Source organism: Flammeovirga sp. AWQ4_249 (assembly GCF_056161045.1).
Genome location: NZ_JBSWYJ010000019.1, coordinates 89147 through 111779, shown reverse-complemented (window position 1 = coordinate 111779; position 22633 = coordinate 89147). Strand labels below are relative to the sequence as shown.

The following is a 22633-nucleotide window of genomic DNA, read 5'->3' as shown; positions in this document are numbered from 1 at the left end:
GTAGAAGGAACAGTATTATCAACTGACTTATCAGATGGTATGGAAGTAGAAACTTTAGGTGGAGCAAAATATATGGTATCACTTGGGTCATCAGTAATGATCGGAAATGCAACAGTAGCAGCAGCCGATCAAATGGCCTCAAATGGTGTAGTTCATGTGGTTGATATGGTTTTAATGGAGGAAGAAATGCTTCCAACTATCGTAGAATTAGCTCAAGCGACTGAAGATTTATCAACATTAGTATCAGCAGTAGTAAAAGCTGGTTTAGTAGAGACCTTATCAGGTGGAGAGTACACAGTATTTGCACCAGTTAATTCAGCTTTCGAAGGAGTTGATTTAGATGCTTTAACAGCAGAAGAAGTATCAGCAATCTTATTAGATCACGTGGTAGAAGGAACAGTATTATCAACTGACTTATCAGATGGTATGGAAGTAGAAACTTTAGGTGGAGCAAAATATATGGTATCACTTGGGTCATCAGTAATGATCGGAAATGCAACAGTAGCAGCAGCCGATCAAATGGCCTCAAATGGTTTAGTTCATGTAGTTGATATGGTTTTAATGGAGGAAGAAATGCTTCCAACTATCGTAGAATTAGCTCAAGCGACTGAAGATTTATCAACATTAGTTTCAGCAGTAGTAAAGGCTGGTTTAGTAGAGACCTTATCAGGCGGAGAGTACACAGTATTCGCACCAGTTAATTCAGCTTTCGAAGGTGTTGATTTAGATGCCTTAACAGCAGAAGAAGTGTCAGCAATCTTATTAGATCACGTAGTAGAAGGTACAGTTTTATCAACTGATTTATCAGATGGTATGGAGGTTGAAACTTTAGGTGGAGCTACTTATACAGTTTCAATTGATGGTGAGACTGTAATGATTGGTAATGCTACAGTTTCTATCGCTAATAATGAAGCTTCAAATGGTGTGGTACACATCATCAATGCAATATTAGATGCAAACATGTAAAAAAATATAGAGGAATCTACAGTTTAGGTAAATTAAAAAACTAGATTCCTCACTTACTAAAATAGTAAAAAGGAATACATCCTTCAAAAGAATACAATTCTGCTATACAACTTAAATGTTGTGAAATCTAAAGTTTAATTATCTGATTTATCTGATGATTAGATAATATAAACGTAAGGGGATGCACATTTAGCGATGGATAATTCTTGATATGATCAATATTTCATATTACTATAAAAAGTAAAGACCGATTAGTTAATCATAGAATAGAGTATTAGCAACAAAAAACCACACCGTTCTTAATGGTGTGGTTTCTTTTATTAGCAAGTGCTATTCGGGTTTTCAAAGTTATTACTTTCATCTTCATCTCGATCAGTGAGACATTTGAAATCCTTTTCTATTAATAATTTTAATGTTGATCCATCTTCATTTTCTTGAACAGAAGAAAATCCTACAGTATTTGATCCGTGCCATTCATTGATTTGATCAACATTTAGACAAAATTGTAATCGATTATTTTCCATTTCAACTTTCATATCTCCTCTTTCTATAGATTTTACACCATAAGAGAAGGATGTTTTTCCTAATTGAGAAACAGTCCAAACTTCACCATCTTTATGAAGCGTATCAAGATCGACTTTATTTAAACGAACTCTGATACTATTGTCTAATAATCTTAATTTCATGATCTATTTTTTATAAAACCAAATAGGTAATTTTTCATTTTTACTAAAGTTAGAACGATCTCCGTCTAACTCCAAGAAAGCGTTTGCTTTTACGAGACTTGTTAGATCTCCTGATCCACCTCCTTTTATAGGGTAGGCAAGTAATTCACCCTCGTCATTGTATTTTGCCTCTACTTGGAGAAAGAAAGTCAATGGTTTTTTGAACGAATAGTCTTCTGCAAGCGTTGCCCACTTTTTGATTAATGGTTTATGAATTATGTTTTGCTGAAATAGCCAAGGAATAAAATATCTATTCGTACATAGGTAAGTAGAAACAGGGTTGCCCGGCAATGCAAAAATAGGTTGATCTTCTTTTGTAATACCAAACCAAAAAGGTTTACCAGGTCTTTGTCTTATTCCATGGAATTGTTTTCTGACTTCCAATTCTTCAAATACTTGAGGTAAATAATCAAATTTTCCTTTTGAAACACCTCCACTAAATATAAAAATATCAAAATTCTTGAAAAGAGCATTGATTTCATCTTTTAGTGTTTCATAATCATCTTTTAGATGGAAAATCGTAGATGTAATTCCTTCTTCTTCTATTCTACTTTTAATCGTAAAACAGTTAGACATTCTAATTTGATGAGGGGCTGGGGTGTCACTGATATCAACTAACTCATCTCCAGTAGCAATAATCGCTATTTTTGGAAGTGTATAAACATCAACTTTAGTTTTACCTACAGTTGCTAATAAACCAATTTCAGCAGAAGTTATCCCTTGACCACTTTCTAAAAGGAGATCATTTTTATGTTGATCGATACCTTGAAGGTGTACGTTACCAAATTGTTGGATTTCTTTGAAGTCAGCAACGTTCATATAGTCTCCGTTTTTTTCTGTCCATTCATAAGGGATGACTACATCAACATTATTGGGTAACATTGCACCCGTCATTACTTCTAAGCAATGATTACTGCTTTTAAGCGTCATTTGAGGACTACCTGCTGCTTGAGTACCTTCTATAAAAAAAGTGTGATTTCCTTTTTCAATTTCCTTAAAATTTATAGCAATTCCATCCATAGCTACTCGATTGAATGGAGGGAAATCTCTATCAGCATAAATATTTTTAGCTAGTACTCTACCGTTAGCTTCAGAAAGAGATATGCTTTCTACTTTTTTCTTAAAGGTAATTTTTGAGATTATTTCTTCAACCGCTGAAGGTTCTATCAAATGATTTTGCATACAAGTTTGTTTATTCTGAAATTGTCTTCCGAAATTACTTATTGATCTTATAAGAATGAAAAAAGAAGACGAAAAAAATACATTAACACACCTAGATAATGATGGAAATCCATCTATGGTTGATGTTGGTGATAAAAATATAACTAAACGTATTGCGATTGCCCAATCCATTATTGCTTTTCCAAAAGAAGTAGCGATTCAGATTAAAGGTCAAGATAATGCAACAAAAAAAGGTTCTATTTTTCAAACAGCAATGATTGCAGGTATTATGGGGACCAAAAAGACATCAGATCTGATACCATTGTGTCATCCACTTCCTTTAGATAAATGTAATATTGAGATCAATTGGTCTTCTGAGACTGAAATTACCATCATAAGTACTGCATCTGTAACGTCAAAAACAGGAGTCGAAATGGAAGCGCTTACTGGAGCAACGGTAGCTGCGTTGACCATTTATGATATGTGCAAGGCATTGTCTCATGATATCGTAATTAAAGAAACTAAATTAATGCATAAAACGGGAGGGAAATCCGATTTTAAAAGATGAAACATCAAAAACACGCCAAACTAACAAGGAGAAATATTGGAAACTTTGGTTGTAATGAAATTGCAATCATGGGGACAACATGTGGTGATATTAAGAATTTTGTTGCAGAAATTTCAACAGAATTAGCACCATTAAAAGTTGCTTTTTTGGATATGGATCATAAAAGTGATGAGGAAGAAAAAGCAAAATCATTTTTTGGGAAAACAGTAGTTTCTTATACAGATAAGATTAATTTTAAACGTTTTGATACTCAAGAAGGATATTCTTCATTTGAATTAAGACAGTTGTTTAAAAGTTGTGAGATCACTTTGGTAAATGGAAATCATTTTGAAGGTGAAAAACAATTACTTTTTGTTGATAGTAGAAAGCCGTTATTAAAAAAGATTGCGAAGATAAAGCATCCTATAGCAGTAATTTTTACTGATGGGAACACTGAATTGCCAGAGGATCTTTTATCAGAAAAGCCAGAATTAGCCAAACTACCTACATTTTTTGCTGATGAAAAAGTAAAGATTACCCAATTTATCAAAGAACAATCAATTATAATTCCTAAGTTAAAAGGACTTGTTTTGGTAGGAGGGAAGTCAACAAGAATGGGTAAAGATAAAGCAATGCTTACTTACCATGAGCAACCCCAATGGAAACATACTTATGATTTGCTTTCTCAGTATTGTGATGAAGTATTTGTCTCTGTTGCGGATGAAAAAGAAGAATTTGCTGAAGTAAACCAAATTACTGATAAATTCTTAGGTCTTGGACCGAAAGGAGGAATTCTCTCTGCTTTTCAAGAAGATCCTAATAGTGCGTGGTTAGTGGTTGCTTGTGATTTACCATTACTAAGTGAATTGTCATTAACTCAATTGGTGGAAAATAGGAATCCACAAAAATTTGCTACTTCATTTAAAAGTCCAACATTAGCATTTCCTGAACCATTGATTTGTATTTGGGAACCAAAAATGTACGGAAGGTTATTAGAATTTCTAAGTTGGGGTTATTCTTGTCCAAGAAAAGCTTTGATCAATAGCGAGATTGAATTACTCATCGCAAATCAAGAGCAAGAAATGACAAATGCGAATACTCCTGAAGAATTTAATTCGATAATGGAAAGTCTTTAATAAAAATACCCCAACATTTGATGATAAAATGTTGGGGTATTTTTCTAGAAGAGATCCCAGTTTCCTTTCCCATAATAAGAGGGTAAAACAGGGTTGTGTACTGTATTGACTTCTACTTTGGAGCTATCGAATTCTACTAATCCTTTTCCAAAAGAAGTAATTCCCATTAATGACTCTTCTGTTAGCCATTTTGTAGGAATATCTTTTAGATTTAAATGTCTGATATTCTCTTTCATCTGATCAGAAGATAATTCTTTTGTACCCATTACCCATCCCCATTCACCTAGAGTAAGTACTTGATTTCTAAGAGGTATAGTATTAAATCCAGCATTTTGCATTGTTTTTTCGATACAATAAAAGGCTTTTGTCGCATAATATGGACTTCCTGCTTGTGTGACGATTACACCGTTTGGACGTAAATGATGCCAACACATTCGGAATGTTTCTTTTGATTGTAAACGACCTAATTCAATAGATTTAGGGTCAGGGAAGTCCATTAAGATAACATCGTAGAAATCTTTAGTATTTTCTAGATAAGTAAATGCATCTCCATTAATTACATCTACTTTTGAATCATTTAAAGCTCCACCATTTAGTTTTACAAAAATAGGATTGTTTTTTCCTAAATCTGTCATTCCAGGGTCAAGGTCAACTAAGGTCACTTTTTCAACCGATGGGAATTTTAAAACTTCACGAGCAAGGCAGCCATCACCACCACCTAGAATCAATACATTTTGTGGTCTACCGTTTAAAGCTAAAGCAGGTATCGCCATTGGTTCATGATAAAGCCATTCATCAAATGTACTCAATTGAAGGTGTCCATTAATATACAACCAATAATCTTGCTTCCAACGTGTGATAACAAGTCTTTGATAAGAGGTCTGTTTCTGAAAAACTACTTCATCTTTGTAAAGTTGTTGCTCTCCATAATTGATAACATCTTTGGCTTTGAACATTCCAATACCAATAATTACAAAAAGAACAACACTACTTACTTTTAAGTTTTTTACCCAAGTAGGAGAAATAATATCATCAAGTCTCCAAAGTAAAAGTATGGCTACACTTAAGTTGACAAAGCCTAAAATAAAAGGAGTGTAGGTTAAACCTAAAAAGGGTAAACCAACAAAAGCAAAGAAAAGTCCACCGAATAAACTTCCGAAATAATCCTTCTCCATTACTGAAGATATATTGACTTTTAAAGATTCGAAAGAATCATTGAGACGTGTGGCTAAAGGAATCTCCAAACCAATTAGAAATCCAATACAGATACTTGTAAAGTAAATTAATACCCCATCAATAGGTAATGGAAATACATGTAATGACTCATTAAAACTCACATAAGCAGAAATACCATAAGCTATTATTGAGCTGAAAGAAACTAAAAATGATAGGATGAATTCAACAACAATAAATTTTTCAATTAGGTCTTTGTCTAAATACTTACTGAATCGACTACCTAATCCCATGGCAAAAAGCATAAAAGATAAGGTAAGTGTCCATTGAAATACAGAATTACCCAGAAAATAGGTGGCTAAAGTGGATAATACATATTCTGCAACAATACCCGATAATCCAGTGGCAAATAATGCCAGTTTTAAAGTATTAGATTTTGATAAAAAAGAAGTTTTCATTTGCTAGTTTGAAACAAAAACCCTCAGTTGTTCTACTGAGGGCCAAGCTATATTTTATATATAAAAAATCTTTATTTTCCTCCTGAAGATGAAGATCTAGAACGAGAAGATGAACCGCTACCGTATCTTGAACTAGAACTATTGTATCCAGATGCACGAGAACCAGCTGCTGAACGAGCAGGTGAACGACTTACACTGTTATTTACTGTATTTTTAAAGCCACTATTACTTCTCATACGACTAGAAAAACTTGGATTAGCTTTTGAGGCTCCAGATGAATAACTTCCATATCTTGGAGATCCAGAACTACCACCATAGTAATTTCTTCCTGAAGAATAATGTCTTCTATAATCAACATAGGTAGATCTGTAAATTGGACCATAATACCCCATACCAAAGATACTTCTCAACATTGCATATCTTCCGTAGAATTCCCAGAAACTTGTTCCAGTGCTAGGATTCGTACGCCATTGTCCATATTGAGAATTTCCAACATATCCAGAATAGCCAGGAGGTGATACTTGTTTGCTTAGTTTACCATTCACTTTAGAAGCGACTTCCATTCCAATATCACCTGAGTGAAGGTTGAAAAAAGATTCTGAAACAGGATACCAAGCTGTAATCGTTTCTTTAGGGATACTATCCGTTCCCATAGTGATTACTTTATATTGATGTTTATATTCGTCTGCAGAAAATAAGTGTTCATCTGCATCCATATCATGAAGTAATATTGTATAATTTTGAATACTACTCATGTCTATTATCAGTTGATCTACAGGTGTTTTTCTAAACTTTTCCTGAGATGAACAAGAGATTAAAAATAGAAATGATAAGAATAATAATATTCTTCTATATGTGAATGTTTTTGTTTGCACGTTAATAGGTAGTTGATTTTAATATTTTGATAAATATAACTTATTTGTTAGGAAGAATGTTTGTAAAAGCAGAAGGAGGGTAAACCTTTCCAGCAGATGCTTCAAATTCTTCATCACCAAATTGTTCTAATGTAATAATATTTTTTTCGGAATCATCATAATATTCCCAACAGATATATTCTAAGCTATCATTACTATCAGTAGTATGAACATTTCTCCAATAACCAACACTTTTAGAATCTCTGTAATACGTTACACCATTAAAGACAATTTGTTTGGGTGGTTTACCTTTGCTTTGAATATCATCTTCAACTTCTTCAGGTAATTTACCCCACATGATCTTTTTGGATACAGTTCCTGAAATAGTTCCTTCATCCTCTACACTTAAAAATACAGATTCTGAAGCACTATCTAATTTAAATTCGTAAGAAAACTCATTGTCTCCCCAGTCATATTCAAATTCCTCAGTAACCTCCCAAGTTTGTAGATCAAAGTCTAGAATGTAACCTTTTCTAATATCAGTGATTTTAATATTGGTAGGGTCATAATGAGCGACCTCTTTCTTTTTCTTTTTAAAAAATCCAAATGGCATAGTATTATATTTTATTTGACACTATCAAATATAATATAAAAGTCCACATTAGTCTGTTTCTATGATAGAAAATTTTCGACCTTCTTTGGCGAGATCAGTGTTTTCAAACATAGTTTTGGCTTCGTCTAACAATACTTTTAGATCTCCATATCGAGCAGAGAAGTGTCCTATTAAAAGATTGTTTACCTTTGCTTCTTTTGCGATTTGACCGGCTTGAAGGGCAGTAGTATGATAGGTATTGTTTGCTTTATCTAAATGTCTATGCATAAATGTAGATTCATGGTATAGTAAATCTACGCCATAAACTTTAGAAATTACGCTTCGACTAAATTTTGTATCTGAACAAAAAGCATAAGAGCGAGACTTTCTAGGAGGTAAAGTGACATTTTTGTATTCAATAGTTTCTCCTTGAAATTGTATGTTCTCTCCTCTTTTTAATGCCCTGAATGCATCAAAAGGTAATCCTGAGGGTAATTTTTCAGGGATAATTCTATACTGCTTTTGTTTTTCTCTAAATAGAAAACCAGTACAAGGAACACGATGCGTTAAAGGAATAGTTTCAACCGTAATATGATCGTTTTCGAAAATGACTTCAGAAAACATAGTAGGGTTGTCATACAAGAAGATATCGTAATTTAATTCTGTATGCGAATGCTTAAAGCTAGCTAACAAAACTTCATCTAAACCTCTAGGTCCGTGGATATATAGGGGTGCCGTTCTACGTTGGATATTCATCGTAGACAAGAGTCCTGGTAAACCGAAGAAATGATCTCCGTGAAGGTGACTAATGAATATGTGCTCAATTTTATGTAAACTAATACCTAAATCAAGCAACTGATGCTGTGTAGCCTCACCACAATCAATTAGAAATTGATGATTACCGATACGAACATGTTGAGATGTCATGTGCCTTCCTTTTACGGGAACGGCGGCACTTGAACCTAATATTGTTATTTCGAACGACAAGGGATAAGTTTGTTAGTAAAAATCAGTAAAAGCTCGAAATGCAAAAATCGCACTTCGAGCTTTATAAAAATAATGCTATTTATTAATAAGGCTTAATTTTCTTCTTCGCCTTCAATATCTTTTTCGATTTCGTGTAAGAATACAGAATCAATAGCTTCTTGAACCGTAGGTAAAAGATTTAAAACTGTTTCTAATTTAGAAATCTTGATTAATTTCATTACGTGCTCATTTAATCCAGCTAAAACAAGACGGCCATTAACTTCTCCAGCAAGTCTGTTTGCAACTAGAATAGAGCTTAATCCTGATGAATCAACGTACTTAACGCTCGATAAATCAATAATTAAATTCTCAGTACCCGATTGGAACATAGTAACAATCTCAGCTTTTAACTGTGGTGCTTTTAAAGAATCTAATTTCTCCTCTTCAGGGATTAATACAGTATATTTTTCGCTTTTATTTACAGAAAATCTCATAATTTCTTAATATAGTCTATCTTAATAAAAAGCAATATACACACAATTTTTTAACTGATCGTAAAATTATCCTAATTGTGTGGATATTGAATTAAAAATTTCTTCGTCACGATGATCGTAGGTTGTTTTATCAAACTTTTCACCTGTGATCTTTTCGTACAATTCAATATATCTATCAGAAATAGAATTAACAAATTCATCCGTCATTATTGGTTGGACTTGCCCTTCTTTTCCTTGAAAGTTATTCTTAATTAACCATTGTCTAACAAACTCTTTAGATAACTGTTTTTGTGGTTCATCATTCGCTTGTCTTTCTTCATATCCTTCTTTGTAGAAGTATCTAGAAGAGTCTGGCGTATGTACTTCGTCAATCAAATAGATTTCTCCATTGTATTTCCCGAATTCATATTTTGTATCCACTAAAATCAGACCTTGTTCATCAGCAAACTCAGTGCCTTTTTGGAATAAAGCATAAGTATATTTTTCTAATTGAACGTAGTCTTCTTCTGAAACAATACCTTGTGCAAGAATTTCTTCTCTTGAGATATCCTCATCATGTCCTTCTTTTGCTTTTGTAGAAGGAGTAATGATTGGAGTTGGAAGCTTATCATTCTCTTTTAACCCTTCAGGTAGCGCTACACCACAAAGCATTCTTTTACCTGCTTTATACTCTCTCCATGCGTGACCGGCTAAATAGCCTCTAATCACCATTTCGACTTCGAATGCATCACACTTTTTACCAATGTGCACATTAGGACTTGGTGAATCTTCTAGCCAATTAGGAACTACATCTGCAGTCAAATTAAGAAATTTTTCTGCGATTTGGTTTAAAACTTGGCCCTTGTAAGGAATTGCTCGATCAAGTACAACATCAAATGCTGAAATTCGGTCGGTGGCAACGATGGCAATCTTATTTTCGAAGAAATACACATCTCTGACTTTGCCGTGGTAAACACCTGTGGCATTTTCGAAAGAAAAGTTGGTGCTTTTAATTGCGTTCATAACTAAAAAATGATGTACTTAATTTAGGTATATATTAAAATTTAGCTGCAAACATACACAGTATCTAGGTTTTATTGCAATTTTATATTAATCAATTTTGAAAAGATTTTTGAGTTTGTCGTAAACAAAGAATGATAGTCAGTATAGCATTTGTAATTAAATTCTAATATTATAATAATTTTTAGAATTTATATTGATTTTCCTTGAGATTTTTGGAAAATTGTTTGTAGTTTTAATGGGTGAATAGAAAATTGTTTTTTACTATTCAATTATACGAACTTCTACAGGGCGGATGCAGATTATCACGTAACCTGTTTTTTTAAATTATTATCATAGATTCTCATGTTAGACTTAAAAGATAACATCCTTGACAAATTAGCCGGTTTATATTCAGGAAAACTATTTAAAGTAGTTGATGATTATAAATATGAAATAGATGCACAAACTTCCATTACTGTAGACGATATGAATAATGTTCGTTTGGAGATTATTATGGATGGTTGTGAGAGTGGTGAAACATTGCCTCTAGCAACAAAAGAAGTAGCTTCAGATATGTTTGAAGTTTGTTGTAATGATAGCGAGGAAAGCTTAGAAGGTAAAGTAGACTTATTGAATAAAATGTTAAGCTTTAGAGTAGAAAGTCCAAGAAGTGGTGAAACACAATTTGTTGGTTGCTTATAATCTTGAACTTCCTACTTTTTTATAGTTGTGACTTATCTTGAGTAGATTAAATCTCTAGCACTTATCATAGCGCCTTCGCTAGGTTGTGCACCACCAATCATTTGAGCAATTTCTAATACCCTTTCTTTTTCAGTTAGAGTTCTGATTTTACTGACTGTAGCTTCACCTTCGTGATCTTTGTAAACATAATAATGCTGTTTACCTAGTGCTGCAATTTGTGGTAAATGACTGATTGTGAATACCTGATGGTTATCACTCATTTCTTCCATAATATTACCCACCTTAATAGCGATTTCACCTGAAATACCTGTGTCAATTTCATCAAAGAAAATTGTAGGTAAAGAGGTCTTACTTGCTAAAATATATTTAATCGCTAACATTAATCTAGAAAATTCACCCCCTGATGCAGCATCCCTTAAAGGAAGTGGCGTTCGTCCTTTATTTGCTGTAAACAAGATTTCAACTTCATCTACACCAGATGCAGAAACTTCCGTAATCTTTTGATCAACTACAATTTTTCCGTTAGGCATACCTAGATCATTCAGCGCATTATTCAATTCTTCTGTCAAAGGAACAATTACTTTTTTACGTGCTTCAGATAAGGTTTCTGAGATCTCCATTAAAGTTTCATACGCTACTTTTTTCTCTGTTTCAGCTTCTAATAACGCTTCATCAAAGCTTTCTACTTTATCGACCTTAGTTCTTAATTCTTCTCTTTTTTCAATAAGTTCATTAAGATCATTTACTCTGTGCTTTTGTTGTAAGCCATAAACTTGATCTAAGGTCTCTTTGATTTGGAAGATTCTCTCTTGATCGAAAAGTAATTCATCTTCTTCTCTTTCAATTTCAGAAATTATATCTCTAAGTTCAATATGACAACTGTCTAGTCTATCTCTTAAATTAGAAAGACTTTCTGAGTAGTTAGATAACCCAGACATCTCTGAGATTGATGTATATATTGATGAGTCTGCAGAAAAATCTGAAGTGCTAAGTGCTTCTAATATAGTATTTAAAGCCACTTTGATATTTTCAGCGTTTTCTAATTTTTCTAACTCTTTTTCTAATTCTTCTTGATTGATATCATCTAGATTTGCTTCATCTAATTCGTTTAATTGAAACTGATTAAATTCAAATTCCTCTTTTACTTGATGATATTCATCTAATAAATGCTGATATGCTTGGGCTGTTTTTCTATACTCTTTGTAAGCAACAAAAACATGTTCCACTTTCCCTTCTAAACGACCGTATGAATCAACTAGGTTTAATTGATAAATATTAGAACCTAATTGTAATGTATCGTGTTGAGAGTGAATATCCATCAAATGTTCACTGATTTTACGCATTACTTCTAATCGTACAGGAGTATCATTGATGAAAGCTCTAGATTTCCCACTAGGAGTAATTTCTCTTCTTAATAAAGAAACATCTTCATAATCTAATTCTAGATCATCGAATACCTCTTTTAATTTATAAGAAGAAACATCAAATGTACCTTCAATGACACATTTAGAAGTTTGATCAAATAAAGCTTTTGTATCAGCTCTACCACCTTTTAATAAACCAAGTGCTCCAAGCATGATAGATTTACCAGCTCCAGTTTCACCTGTGATTATATTTAATCCTTTATTAGGAGTAATTTCAGTGTGTTCAATTAAGGCGTAATTTTTTATCAGTAAATTTTTTAACATAACGATGTTATTTGATGATAACCCAATGCTTTATTACGTTTGTAATCAAAATGTGAGGTAGAAAAACATGGTTTTCAACATTCACTTTGCCAAATTTACAAGAAATGTTTAAAAAATGAATAAAAAAATCGTAGTTGCATCAAAAAATCCTGTAAAAATTAATGCAGCACTGTCTGGAATGCAGAAAATATTACCAAATGTTCAATTTGATGTCACAGGTTGTAATGCTCCTTCAGATGTGTCAGATCAGCCAATGACTGACCAAGAAACTTGGCAAGGTGCTTTTAATCGTGCAAATAATGCTAAACAAATGATGCCTGATGCTAATTACTGGGTCGGTATGGAAGGAGGTATTGACAAAGATGAAGAAGGAAGAATGTTGGCTTTTGCTTGGATGTGTGTGATTGATGATCAAGGAAAAATGGGAAAAGGAAAGACGGGTGTTTTTTACTTGCCGCCAAAAGTACAGCAATTAGTAGAAGAGGGAATAGAATTAGGTCATGCTAATGATCAAGTTTTTAATGAAGTTGGATCGAAGCAAAAAGGTGGAGCCGTAGGATCTTTGACGTTAAATGCTTTAGGAAGGACTGAATATTATGTTCAGGCAATGATTTTGGCTATGATTCCATTAGTGAATCCGAAATTATATTAAAAAAAGAAAGGGTTTAGAAGAAAAAAAATTTCTAAACCCTTCACTTAATTGTTAAGAGGAGTGATAAAAAGTGGAACTTTCTATCATTCGACCTTTCAATAAACAAATGTTAATTATAAAAAACAAGAATTATTGTATTTTTTACACAAAACATGTAATGTATTAAATGTGTATTTCAATAATAATTTTTTACTCAACAGCTTTGTTAATATGATATTTTGCTTTTCTTGCTGTTTTTTCAACACTACTTAACTCAAGTTTATCGTAAGCTAAGAAGCCAATAATACATATTACAGCTATAGTTAAAAGTTTTATTGCTGTTTTTGCAATTCTCCATGCTACTAAAATAACTGCTAGTACTACTAATACTAATGTTATTTTTTGACCATCTGATAAAACGGCAAAAAATTCAAGAACTTTATCCATGATTTAGATAGTTAAAAAAGTCTATGATTTATTTTATGTCAATGATAGGTATTTTTTACTAATCTTAAAGAGTTTTATCTAAGAAATATTATACTTCATACCAAAATTCTAGTATTTATATTGTATCTTAAAATAGATTATTAAAGAACTTCATTAAATTTGCAATAAACTGCATATAATACATAAACTATAGAACTAGTATGTTATCCAAAAAGACAAAATATGCCTTAAAAGCATTACGATTTTTGGCTTCAAAATATGGAGAGGGACCTGTTTTAATTAGTGAAATCGCTAACAAAGAACATATCTCTCAGAAATTTTTAGAGAGTATTCTTCTCGAACTTCGAAAAGGAAGGGTATTGAGTAGCAAAAAAGGAAAGGGTGGAGGATATTACCTTATCAAAGATCCACATGAAGTGACACTGTGTGATATTCATAGGATGATAGAAGGACCTATTGCTCCTTTGCCTTGTGTAAGCTTAAATTACTACGAACCTTGTGAAGATTGTGAAGACGAAGTAAGTTGTACACTCAAGAAAGTAATGTGTGACGTAAGGGATGCTCAGTTAGATATCCTAAAACAAAAATCTTTAGTTGATCTAATTCCTGAAGGAGGAAAAATTCCAAAATCAGATCTATTGGATCAATAAAAAAAGCTACTTAGACCTAAATTCTAAGTAGCTTTTTTGTTGATATGGTAAAATGTTTAATCTTCCATTGCTTCCATTCTCTGAAGTAATGGAGGATGTGAATAATGCATTTTTACATAATTTGGATCAGGAGTTAAATTACTCAACGAATCCACAGATAATTTCTTTAAAGCACCAATTAAGGCATCACTAGAAGAAGTCTCTTTAGCATAAGCATCAGCTTCAAATTCATTTTTTCTTGAGAATGCATTGACAATTAAGCCTGTTACTAAAGAAATTGGGCTATAAAGCATAGAAAATGCGATCAAATTCAATGGCGATAAGATATGTCTTTTTGCATTGGTGATAATATCTTGGGGTTTAGATACTCCCATTGCTTCAGCTAATTCACTAGAATTGATAAATAAACTCAATAGGAATAAAGTGATGAACATATTTAATGCTGAAATGAAGAACATTTGAAGAGTATGTTTTCTCTTGTAATGACCTACTTCGTGAGCTAGTACAGCTACAATTTCTGGCGTAGAAAGCTTTTCAATTAATGTATCATATAATACAATATTTTTATTGCCACCTAATCCACTAAAGAATGCATTGGCTTTCGTTGATCTTTTTGATCCATCCATCACCATAATTCTACCTAATGGGAAATCTACTCCTTCAGCATATTTCTCAATCGCAGTTCTCAGTTCACCATCCTCTAGAGGTGTGATTTTATTGAACATCGGTAAAATTAAATTGGCATAAAACATTGTTGCACCTAATGCAAACAACATAAAAACAACCCAAGCAATGACCCAATACGTATCAGGGAAGTTCGAATAAAATGCAATAAATCCCCATAAAAGAAGACCACCAATGATTCCTCCTAGAGCATACCCTTTAATTTTATCAAGGATAAAAGTTTTTGTTGTCATTTTATTGAACCCGAACTTTTCCTCAATTTTAAAAGTATTGTATAACTCAAATGGAATTCCAATAACATCAGAAATTAATGCGATGATTGCAAAAAATGCTAAAACTTGACCTGTAGACGATTCAAATTCACCTCTTGTAAATTTATCAATCCAAGCGTACCCACCTCCTAATAAGAGTAAGATGGTCAAAATATAACTTGCAGTATTACTGTAAAAACCTAGTTGATCTTTTTCTCTTTGGTAGTCTTGAGATTTTTTGTATTCCTCACTATCGTATAAACCAGATAATTTTTCTGGTAATACATCACTCATTGCTTTAATATTCAAAGAACTTAAAACTCTTTCCAAGACAAATTCTGCCGTAAGAATAAAGACGATTATATATAATATTGTATCTCCGTTCATGATTGTGTTAAAAAAATTCTTACAAATCTAATAATTCATGTGAAAGGATAGTAGTATTTGTATTGAAAATATAGATCTTGTATCACGAATAGAGTCATAAACAGAGTAACAGAAAAATGCAAAAAAGCTACAATTGTTTAATCGTGGATGATGAACAACTCGCAAGAACCTTATTATCAGCATATATAGAGAAAACACCTTACCTAATTGAAAAAGGAAGTTGTAAATCACCAATTGAAGCGATGAATATTTTGAGTAATGAATCTATTGATATTTTATTTTTAGATATTCAAATGCCGGAGTTAAATGGGCTAGATTTGCTTAAAGTATTAAAAAATCCGCCAGCTGTCATTTTTACAACTGCTTACGCAGAATATGCTGTATCTTCTTATGAATTAGATGCTGTCGATTACTTGCTAAAACCATTTGCATTTGAAAGATTTCTTAAAGGTGTAAACAAAGCGGTTGAGCTGATTAATTATAAAAATAATGAATCACTAGAAGGAATTTCTTCGGATGATAAGACATTGTATATTAAAGGAGATCAAAAAATATATAAAGTAAAACCTGATGCAATTCAATATATAGAAGGTTTGAAAGAGTATGTGTCTTATTTTATAGAAGAGCAAGATCGAATCATTTCTCTCAATTCATTAACTAAACTAGAAAAAGAATTATCAGAATATAATTTTATGCGCATCCATCGATCATATATTGTAAATTTGAATCATGTTACAGCTTTTGAAAAACATGCATTGTGGATTGATAAAACTGAAATTCCAATAGGTAAAACATACAGAGATGTTGTAAAAGAAAAGCTAAATTGGTAACCCTTTGATAATTAGAAACAACTTATGTTTAAAATATATAGATCTTCTGCTGGTGCTGGAAAAACCTTTACTCTTGCTAAAGAATACATCAAGATAGTCTTACAATTAAAACTCTATGATGAAGAATTTAATCCTAATTATTTTCAGCATGTTTTAGCGGTGACTTTTACTAACCTTGCTACTTCAGAAATGAAAGATAGGATTTTGGATCAATTGAAATCTTTTTCAGAAAAACCAAAAGTAGAAGATGATGGGATGTTAGGAGCGATTGTTTCGGATTTGAACGGATTAGATGAGAAAATCATTTTAAACCGTATTTATACCCGTTCTAAGATTGTACACCAGCGTATTTTACATGGATATTCTAATTTTTCTGTAAGTACAATTGATGCATTTAGTCAAAAAATAGCACAAGCCTTTAAAAGAGATCTAAATTTTCCATTCAACTATGAATTGGTATTGAATGGAGATGAACTTATTGAAGATGCCTCATATTTGTTGATGGATAAATTGGGACAGCCTGATCATCAAGAATTGACAGAAGCTCTTGAGACATTTTCAATTAAAAAAGCAGAAGAGGGGACGAGTTGGAATATTTTACCTCAAATCAAAGCATTTGGTAAAGTACTTTTTGATGAAGACCAAAGGAAAATAATTGAGAAATTGGGCATCAATCCAACAACCTCTGATAAAATGAGTATAAATGATTATGCTCAACTCGCTAAAAAACTACAGAAACAAATTTATGTTGATCTTCAAAAGGAAAAGGATGATAAACTAGCTGATTTTAAAAGTGAAATGTCCGCTGTTGGAGTTCCAATTGATTCTTTAGGAAGATATCAATCGAGTTATGTAGGTAAATTTGAAGGTAAAATTGGTGATAATGATGTCACACCAAATGCCACGGCTCTTAAGATATTTAATGGTACAGATGGAAGTGTACTAACCACTAAAGCGAATTATAAAAAATCAGCTTCCTTATTTGATAGTGCATTAGGTATATATCAAATGAGAGCACAAGAACTTGTTGATATAGTTCAAAGAGCAACATTGATTAAAAATGTATATGATAAAATTTACCTTATCATCACAGCGGAAGTAATTCGAGAAGAAATGTCTGCTTTGAAAGAAGAACAGGGGGTGGTTCATATTTCAGAAATTGGTGAAAATATCAATAAAATTGTAGAAGCATCACCAGTCCCATATTTGTATGAAAGGTTAGGTGAACGTTATCGTCATATTTTAATTGATGAATTCCAAGATACTTCAAAAACACAATGGCACAATCTTATTCCTTTAGTTGCTCATGCCTTGTCAATGTATCAAGGCGAATGTCTAGTTGTAGGAGATGCAAAACAATCTATTTATCGTTGGAGAGGTGGTAAACCTGAAATGTTGGTTGCTTTACCTGATATTCCAACTGCAAAAGGTACTGCTCTAGAAGAAGAAGAACATACTTTAGAAGGAGCTGCTGCACCTGAAAACTTAGATACAAATTGGAGGAGTTATGAAAATGTGATTTCTTTCAATAATGACCTATACAAAAACATCGCATTGAATTATAATAATACTCTCTTGAATCAATTTTATGAAGATGTTTTCCAAAATAGCAATACAAGAAAAGGAGGTCAGGTAAGAGTTTCAGTTTGTCAAAAAGTAGGAGCGAAAAGCACAGTTGAAGAGGCGAACTTAGATAAAATTGTTCAAGTAATTCATGAACTGGTATCGGATAAAAAATTCCAATGGAAAGATATCGCTATTCTTGTTCGCTTTAATAAATACGGTTCTCTAATTGCAGAAAAATTAGTCGAAGAGGGAATTGAAGTTATTTCAAGTGAATCATTATTAGTTTCGTCAGCACCAAGTATACAGTTTCTGATTCAAATGATTCGTCTTTTGGTTACAAGAGCTGATAAAATTCTATTTATGAAAATTGTTCGTTTTCTAGAAGGACATTTTCAAGATATTAAAAATAAACGTTGGGATGAAGTAAATGGAGAATCAGAAAAAGTAAATGGAGATCGCTATATCATACTAGGAGATAAGGTAAAAGATTGTGAGAATCATAAGCAATTTGAATATTTATTAGAAAATCAATTTGATATAAAAATCTCTGTTTCTAATCTCCGTAGAAAGTCCTTATACGATTTAATGGAGCATCTGATCCGTATATTTAAGTTGAATATTCGTATCACTGAACAAACGTATCTCATTAAGTTTTTAGATTTTATACTCGAACATTCAGAGAAAAATGGAAACTCCGCTCAGGAATTTTTACAGAAATGGGAAAATAAGAAAGACTCTTTATCGATTTCTACTCCTGAAAATACCAATGCAGTTCGAATATTAAGTATTCATAAATCAAAAGGACTAGAATTTCCTATAGTATTGTTGCCTTTTGCAGATTGGTCTACAATACCTAAAAAAGGAGATGCAAAGTGGTTTGATTGGGAAGGTAATGATGTGATTCCTGAACTTAATGCTGTACAATTACCTTTGAATTCAAAACTTGAAGACACTCCATTTGAAGAAGAATATCTCTCGGAATGTAATGATACTTATATCGATGCTATTAATATGTTGTATGTGGCAACAACGAGAGCAGAGAAGTACTTACATTTATTTATTACTGAAGAAGCAAAGGTGAAAAAGAATGGAGATAAAACGGAAACAAAAGATACAGTTTCTGTTCCAATTTTAGAATATATCCATAAAGTAAAACCTACAGAATTAGCTTCAGATACTATTGATGATGTCTTATTTCATGAATTTCAATTCTTTAACGATAACACAGAAGGGAAAGAGGTAGAAGAGGTAGAAGAGCAATTACATAGAATAAATATCACACATACGGATAATACAGATAAATTAAGGTTGAAAAGTGGTGTTTATGAGCAAGGCGAAAAAGAAATTACCTTCATAGATATTCTTGAGGCCCAGGAAAGTGGTATTTTAGTTCATAAAGCTTTTGAAAGGATAAAATATAAAGAAGATGTTCATGATGCGGTCCGAAATTTGGAAGTAAATGGATTTATTTCTTCTACTGAAAAAGGAGATTACATTCAAAAGCTTTTTGATGTGGTTTATCATCCAGATTTAGAGATGTATTTTGATGAAAAATCAGGATATGAAGTGCTTAACGAATCAGAAATTGTAACTCCTATCAAACAGGAAATGCATAAAGTGATTGTTGATCGTCCTGATAGACTTCTGATAAGAGGAAACGAAGCGGTAGTTTTAGACTATAAGACGGGTAATTATGAAAAAGAACATGATGAACAAATTAGACGCTATGGTCGAGAGCTTCAGAAAATAGGATATACAGAAATTACTTTACTATTGGTTTATACAGAAAATATTAACATAAAAACAATAACACTTTAATTAATGAAAAAGCTATTTACACTAGTCGGATTATTATTGATTTTTTTATCCACAGCTTTTGCACAAAAAGGTCAGCAGTTTCCCACTATGGAAGCAGAAACTTTAAAAGATAAGAAACTTACTTTGCCAGGTGCAGCAAAAGGAAAAGTTACCTTAATTGGTGTCGCTTATTCAAAGAAATCACAAGACAATCTTGAAACTTGGATGCAGCCGATTTATGATAAATTTATCAATCCTCCAAAATCTACTTTTTTTGATACCGATACATATGATATTAATATGTATTTCATTGCACTTGCAAGAGGAATAGCAAAAACGGCTGAAAAATCAATCAAAGGACAAATGAAAAAGAAGATTGATGCTAAGCTTCATGAAAATATTGCGATTATAATGGGTGACGTAAAACAACATAAAAAAGCTTTAGGTTTAGGAGATAAAGCTGACCCTTATTTTTATATACTTTCTCCCGAAGGAAAAATTCTTTACGTAACATATGGTCAATTCTCAAAAAGTAAAATGAGAGCAATTGAAGATGCTGTAGATGAATATATGGATTAAAGGTTGTTAAAGTTTTTAAAAACTTGCTATACATCAAAAAAGAATACACAAAATAAAAAGCAGTTTTTTAGATTTGCGTTACCCATTAAAAAACTGTGGGTATAGAAAATCACACTTATAAAGTATGAAGAAGCTAGATAAGCTATTATTAAAAGCATACATAGGTCCATTTGCGTTAACATCGTCAATTGTACTTTTTATTTTTTGGTCTCAGTATATGATCTCTAAGTTTGTTTACTTTTTGGGTAAAGACTTAGGTTATGACGTATACATAGAATTATTTTTCTGGTTTGCTTTAGCATTAGTACCTGTGGCACTTCCATTAGCCGTACTTCTTGCTACACTAATGACTTACGGTAGTTTAGGACAGCATTCAGAACTTACAGCAATCAAAGGAGCAGGTATCTCTCTTTTAAGAGTGTTGCGCCCAGTATTTTTATTTACTGTGGTAGTAACGCTAGTTCAATTAGTCTATAATGATACGATTGTCCCTCATGCCAATCTAAAAGCATATAGTTTACTTTATGATATTAAACAAACTAAGCCTACGATAAACCTTAAGGAAGGTGCTTTCTATGATGGTTTAGAAGGGTATAGCATTAAAGTAGCTAAGAAGGATGAAGATGGTGAAGGTATCCATGATGTTATTATTTATAAGCACGAAGGTCATCGTGGAAATAAAGAAGTAATTCTAGCCAATCATGGTAAAATGCAGCTGATCAACGATGATACTTTTATGATGTTGACACTTTACGAAGGGAATGCTTATAGTGAAGTAGAAGACAAAAAAAGTAAGGCTGATATTCAATATGTACACTCAGAGTTTGATTCTTCAGTATTTTATTTCAGCATGGCATCATATGCTATGAATGAAACAAAAGAAGATTTATTCATGGGACATAATTTGATGAAAAACCGTACACAACTTTTAGACGAGCAAGACTCTCTAAATAAGGCAATGGTGGATTATAGCAATATGTTAGTGAAAAATGGTAAAACACAATTCTACTATCGCTATACATCAAATAAGAATGAGCATGACAAGGAAAAAGTATCTAAGAAAGAATATGATCCTTCTGCAAAGGAGAATAAATTAAGAATTGCATCTTCAGCATATAACAGTGCTTCAAGTTTCTATAACGTTCTAAAGTCTAATGCTTCTAGACATAAGAATCAAATGAGAGAAGAAGTGAAATATACATTAGATGTTCAAAAGAAAATTGCTACTGCTGTAGCTATTCTAATGATGTTCTTAATTGGTGCCCCTCTTGGTGCAATTATCAAGAAAGGTGGTTTAGGAGTTCCAGTACTTGTATCAGTATTTTTCTTCGTAATCTATTATATCTTGACGATTACAGGTGAAAAGATGGCGAAAGAATTACTTATTGATCCAATATTAGGTGCTTGGATGTCAAATATCTTCTTATTCGTGATGGGGCTATTCTTTACCCTTCAAGCGAAAAACGATGTGAAGTTATTCGATACTGATTACTACGCTGTAATGTTTAGAAATTTATTTAAGAAGTAGCATCCTTCTTAGTTTATATAAAAACCCTATGTGTTTTTTAGAATACATAGGGTTTTCTTTTTATATTCGTAAGCTTATATTTCTATGATTCTAAGTAAGCTAGCGTTTGAAATAGAAAATTTATGAAGAAAATTATTATAGCTCTGGATGGGCACGCAGGATGTGGTAAGAGTACTACAGCTAAAGCAGTAGCAAAAGCTTTAGATTATATTTTTATTGATACTGGAGCCATGTATAGAGCCGTTACTTATTACTTTCTGAAAAATGAAGTTGATTTTTCAGATATGAATGAAGTAAATAATGCTTTAGAAAATATATCTTTAAAATTTGAGTTAAATCCATCTACAGGTATTGGTGATATTCATATTAATGATGTGAATGTTGAGCCATTTATCAGAAATATGGAGATTACAAGTCGAGTAAGTGATGTAGCTAGTATTAAAGAAGTGAGAGTCTTTAATGTAGCTGAACAACAAAAAATGGGTGAAGAGAAAGGTATTGTAATGGATGGTAGAGATATCGGTACAGTAGTTTTTCCAAATGCTGAATTAAAAGTATTTATGACAGCAGATGTTACTGTTAGAGCAAAACGTCGCTTGAAAGAGATGGAAGCGAAGGGTGTGGCTACTAACCTTGTAGATGTGGAAGCTGATATTAGCAATAGAGATCATTTGGATTCTACTCGTAAAGAAAGCCCATTGAAAAAAGCGGAAGATGCTATTGTTGTAGATACATCTTACTTGACAATTGATCAACAAGTAGAAAGTATCTTAAAATTGGCAAAGAAGAAAATAAATGAATAGTAAAGTAATTTTACTATACCTAGAAGAGTCAACTCAA

At 32.4% G+C, this 22633-nt stretch carries 22 protein-coding genes; 11 read left to right on the top strand and 11 right to left on the bottom strand.

The genetic code is table 11. The features are described 5' to 3' along the window. On the top strand, positions 1-966 hold a 966-nt coding region (locus tag ACXAHM_RS15070), incomplete at its 5' end, for a fasciclin domain-containing protein (protein WP_474961284.1). Positions 967-1286: 320 nt separating this feature from the next. Here ACXAHM_RS15070 and ACXAHM_RS15065 read toward each other — a convergent pair. Both ACXAHM_RS15065 and ACXAHM_RS15060 read right to left on the bottom strand, forming a co-directional pair. Then, positions 1287-1652 (bottom strand): DUF7009 family protein, encoded by a 366-nt coding sequence (locus ACXAHM_RS15065; protein WP_474961283.1) that lies wholly within the window; start codon positions 1650-1652, stop codon positions 1287-1289. Between the two features lie 3 nt (positions 1653-1655). Then, on the bottom strand, positions 1656-2873 hold the full coding sequence (locus ACXAHM_RS15060; RefSeq protein WP_474961282.1) for a molybdopterin molybdotransferase MoeA: 1218 nt from the start codon (positions 2871-2873) through the stop codon (positions 1656-1658). 55 nt (positions 2874-2928) lie between these two features. On the opposite strand from ACXAHM_RS15060, the gene moaC reads away from it, so the two are divergent. Together moaC and ACXAHM_RS15050 are read left to right on the top strand one after the other, a co-directional pair. Further along, positions 2929-3420 carry a cyclic pyranopterin monophosphate synthase MoaC gene (gene moaC, locus ACXAHM_RS15055; RefSeq protein ID WP_474961281.1) on the top strand — a complete coding sequence of 164 codons (492 nt, stop codon included), beginning with the start codon at positions 2929-2931 and terminating at the stop codon, positions 3418-3420. Continuing rightward, positions 3417-4535, top strand: a complete 1119-nt coding sequence (locus ACXAHM_RS15050; protein ID WP_474961280.1) for an NTP transferase domain-containing protein — start codon at positions 3417-3419, stop codon at positions 4533-4535. The genes moaC and ACXAHM_RS15050 overlap by 4 nt, the downstream gene beginning before the upstream one ends. A 44-nt stretch (positions 4536-4579) precedes the next feature. Here ACXAHM_RS15050 and ACXAHM_RS15045 read toward each other — a convergent pair whose 3' ends face one another. The 6 genes from ACXAHM_RS15045 to ACXAHM_RS15020 form a co-directional block, all read right to left on the bottom strand. After that, positions 4580-6166: a polyamine aminopropyltransferase gene (locus tag ACXAHM_RS15045; RefSeq protein WP_474961279.1), complete on the bottom strand. Its 1587-nt coding sequence runs from the start codon at positions 6164-6166 to the stop codon at positions 4580-4582. Between the two features lie 71 nt (positions 6167-6237). Continuing rightward, on the bottom strand, positions 6238-7041 hold the full coding sequence (locus tag ACXAHM_RS15040; RefSeq protein WP_474961278.1) for a hypothetical protein: 804 nt from the start codon (positions 7039-7041) through the stop codon (positions 6238-6240). Between the two features lie 40 nt (positions 7042-7081). After that, entirely contained in the window at positions 7082-7633 is a 552-nt protein-coding gene (locus tag ACXAHM_RS15035) for a DUF4178 domain-containing protein (protein ID WP_474961277.1), read from the bottom strand. A gap of 48 nt (positions 7634-7681) precedes the next feature. After that, positions 7682-8599, bottom strand: coding sequence for a ribonuclease Z (locus ACXAHM_RS15030; RefSeq protein ID WP_474961276.1), 918 nt, complete (start codon positions 8597-8599; stop codon positions 7682-7684). 92 nt (positions 8600-8691) lie between these two features. After that, a complete protein-coding gene (locus ACXAHM_RS15025; RefSeq protein WP_044202651.1) occupies positions 8692-9072 on the bottom strand; it encodes an STAS domain-containing protein in 381 nt (126 codons plus the stop codon). A 66-nt stretch (positions 9073-9138) separates the two neighbouring features. Continuing rightward, positions 9139-10074, bottom strand: coding sequence for a phosphoribosylaminoimidazolesuccinocarboxamide synthase (locus ACXAHM_RS15020; protein WP_474961275.1), 936 nt, complete (start codon positions 10072-10074; stop codon positions 9139-9141). Between the two features lie 342 nt (positions 10075-10416). Here ACXAHM_RS15020 and ACXAHM_RS15015 point away from each other — a divergent pair, with 342 nt between their 5' ends. Continuing rightward, positions 10417-10755: a hypothetical protein gene (locus ACXAHM_RS15015; RefSeq protein WP_474961274.1), complete on the top strand. Its 339-nt coding sequence runs from the start codon at positions 10417-10419 to the stop codon at positions 10753-10755. 32 nt (positions 10756-10787) lie between these two features. On the opposite strand, the gene recN is transcribed toward ACXAHM_RS15015, so the two are convergent. Beyond that, positions 10788-12443 carry a DNA repair protein RecN gene (gene recN, locus ACXAHM_RS15010; protein ID WP_474961273.1) on the bottom strand — a complete coding sequence of 552 codons (1656 nt, stop codon included), beginning with the start codon at positions 12441-12443 and terminating at the stop codon, positions 10788-10790. Between the two features lie 115 nt (positions 12444-12558). Here recN and yjjX point away from each other — a divergent pair, with 115 nt between their 5' ends. Continuing rightward, positions 12559-13095 (top strand): inosine/xanthosine triphosphatase, encoded by a 537-nt coding sequence (yjjX, locus tag ACXAHM_RS15005; RefSeq protein WP_474961272.1) that lies wholly within the window; start codon positions 12559-12561, stop codon positions 13093-13095. Positions 13096-13284: 189 nt separating this feature from the next. On the opposite strand, the gene ACXAHM_RS15000 is transcribed toward yjjX, so the two are convergent. Beyond that, positions 13285-13521 carry a hypothetical protein gene (locus tag ACXAHM_RS15000; protein WP_474961271.1) on the bottom strand — a complete coding sequence of 79 codons (237 nt, stop codon included), beginning with the start codon at positions 13519-13521 and terminating at the stop codon, positions 13285-13287. Between the two features lie 200 nt (positions 13522-13721). Between ACXAHM_RS15000 and ACXAHM_RS14995 the strand changes: the two genes are divergently transcribed. Then, entirely contained in the window at positions 13722-14171 is a 450-nt protein-coding gene (locus ACXAHM_RS14995; RefSeq protein ID WP_474961270.1) for an RrF2 family transcriptional regulator, read from the top strand. 56 nt (positions 14172-14227) lie between these two features. Here the strand turns inward: ACXAHM_RS14995 and ACXAHM_RS14990 are convergent, their stop codons facing one another. Beyond that, positions 14228-15493 carry a M48 family metallopeptidase gene (locus ACXAHM_RS14990; protein WP_474961269.1) on the bottom strand — a complete coding sequence of 422 codons (1266 nt, stop codon included), beginning with the start codon at positions 15491-15493 and terminating at the stop codon, positions 14228-14230. Between the two features lie 116 nt (positions 15494-15609). On the opposite strand from ACXAHM_RS14990, the gene ACXAHM_RS14985 reads away from it, so the two are divergent. From ACXAHM_RS14985 to cmk, 5 genes are all read left to right on the top strand, one after another. Then, positions 15610-16323 (top strand): LytR/AlgR family response regulator transcription factor, encoded by a 714-nt coding sequence (locus ACXAHM_RS14985; protein ID WP_474961268.1) that lies wholly within the window; start codon positions 15610-15612, stop codon positions 16321-16323. Positions 16324-16347: 24 nt separating this feature from the next. Continuing rightward, positions 16348-19707, top strand: coding sequence for a UvrD-helicase domain-containing protein (locus tag ACXAHM_RS14980; protein ID WP_474961267.1), 3360 nt, complete (start codon positions 16348-16350; stop codon positions 19705-19707). A 3-nt stretch (positions 19708-19710) separates the two neighbouring features. Then, the gene (locus ACXAHM_RS14975; RefSeq protein ID WP_474961266.1) at positions 19711-20265 is read left to right on the top strand and encodes a hypothetical protein; all 555 of its coding nucleotides are present in this window, start codon (positions 19711-19713) and stop codon (positions 20263-20265) included. Positions 20266-20389: 124 nt separating this feature from the next. Further along, positions 20390-21793 carry an LptF/LptG family permease gene (locus ACXAHM_RS14970; protein WP_474961265.1) on the top strand — a complete coding sequence of 468 codons (1404 nt, stop codon included), beginning with the start codon at positions 20390-20392 and terminating at the stop codon, positions 21791-21793. 122 nt (positions 21794-21915) lie between these two features. Further along, positions 21916-22596, top strand: a complete 681-nt coding sequence (gene cmk / locus ACXAHM_RS14965) for a (d)CMP kinase (protein ID WP_474961264.1) — start codon at positions 21916-21918, stop codon at positions 22594-22596. Positions 22597-22633 lie beyond the last annotated feature (37 nt).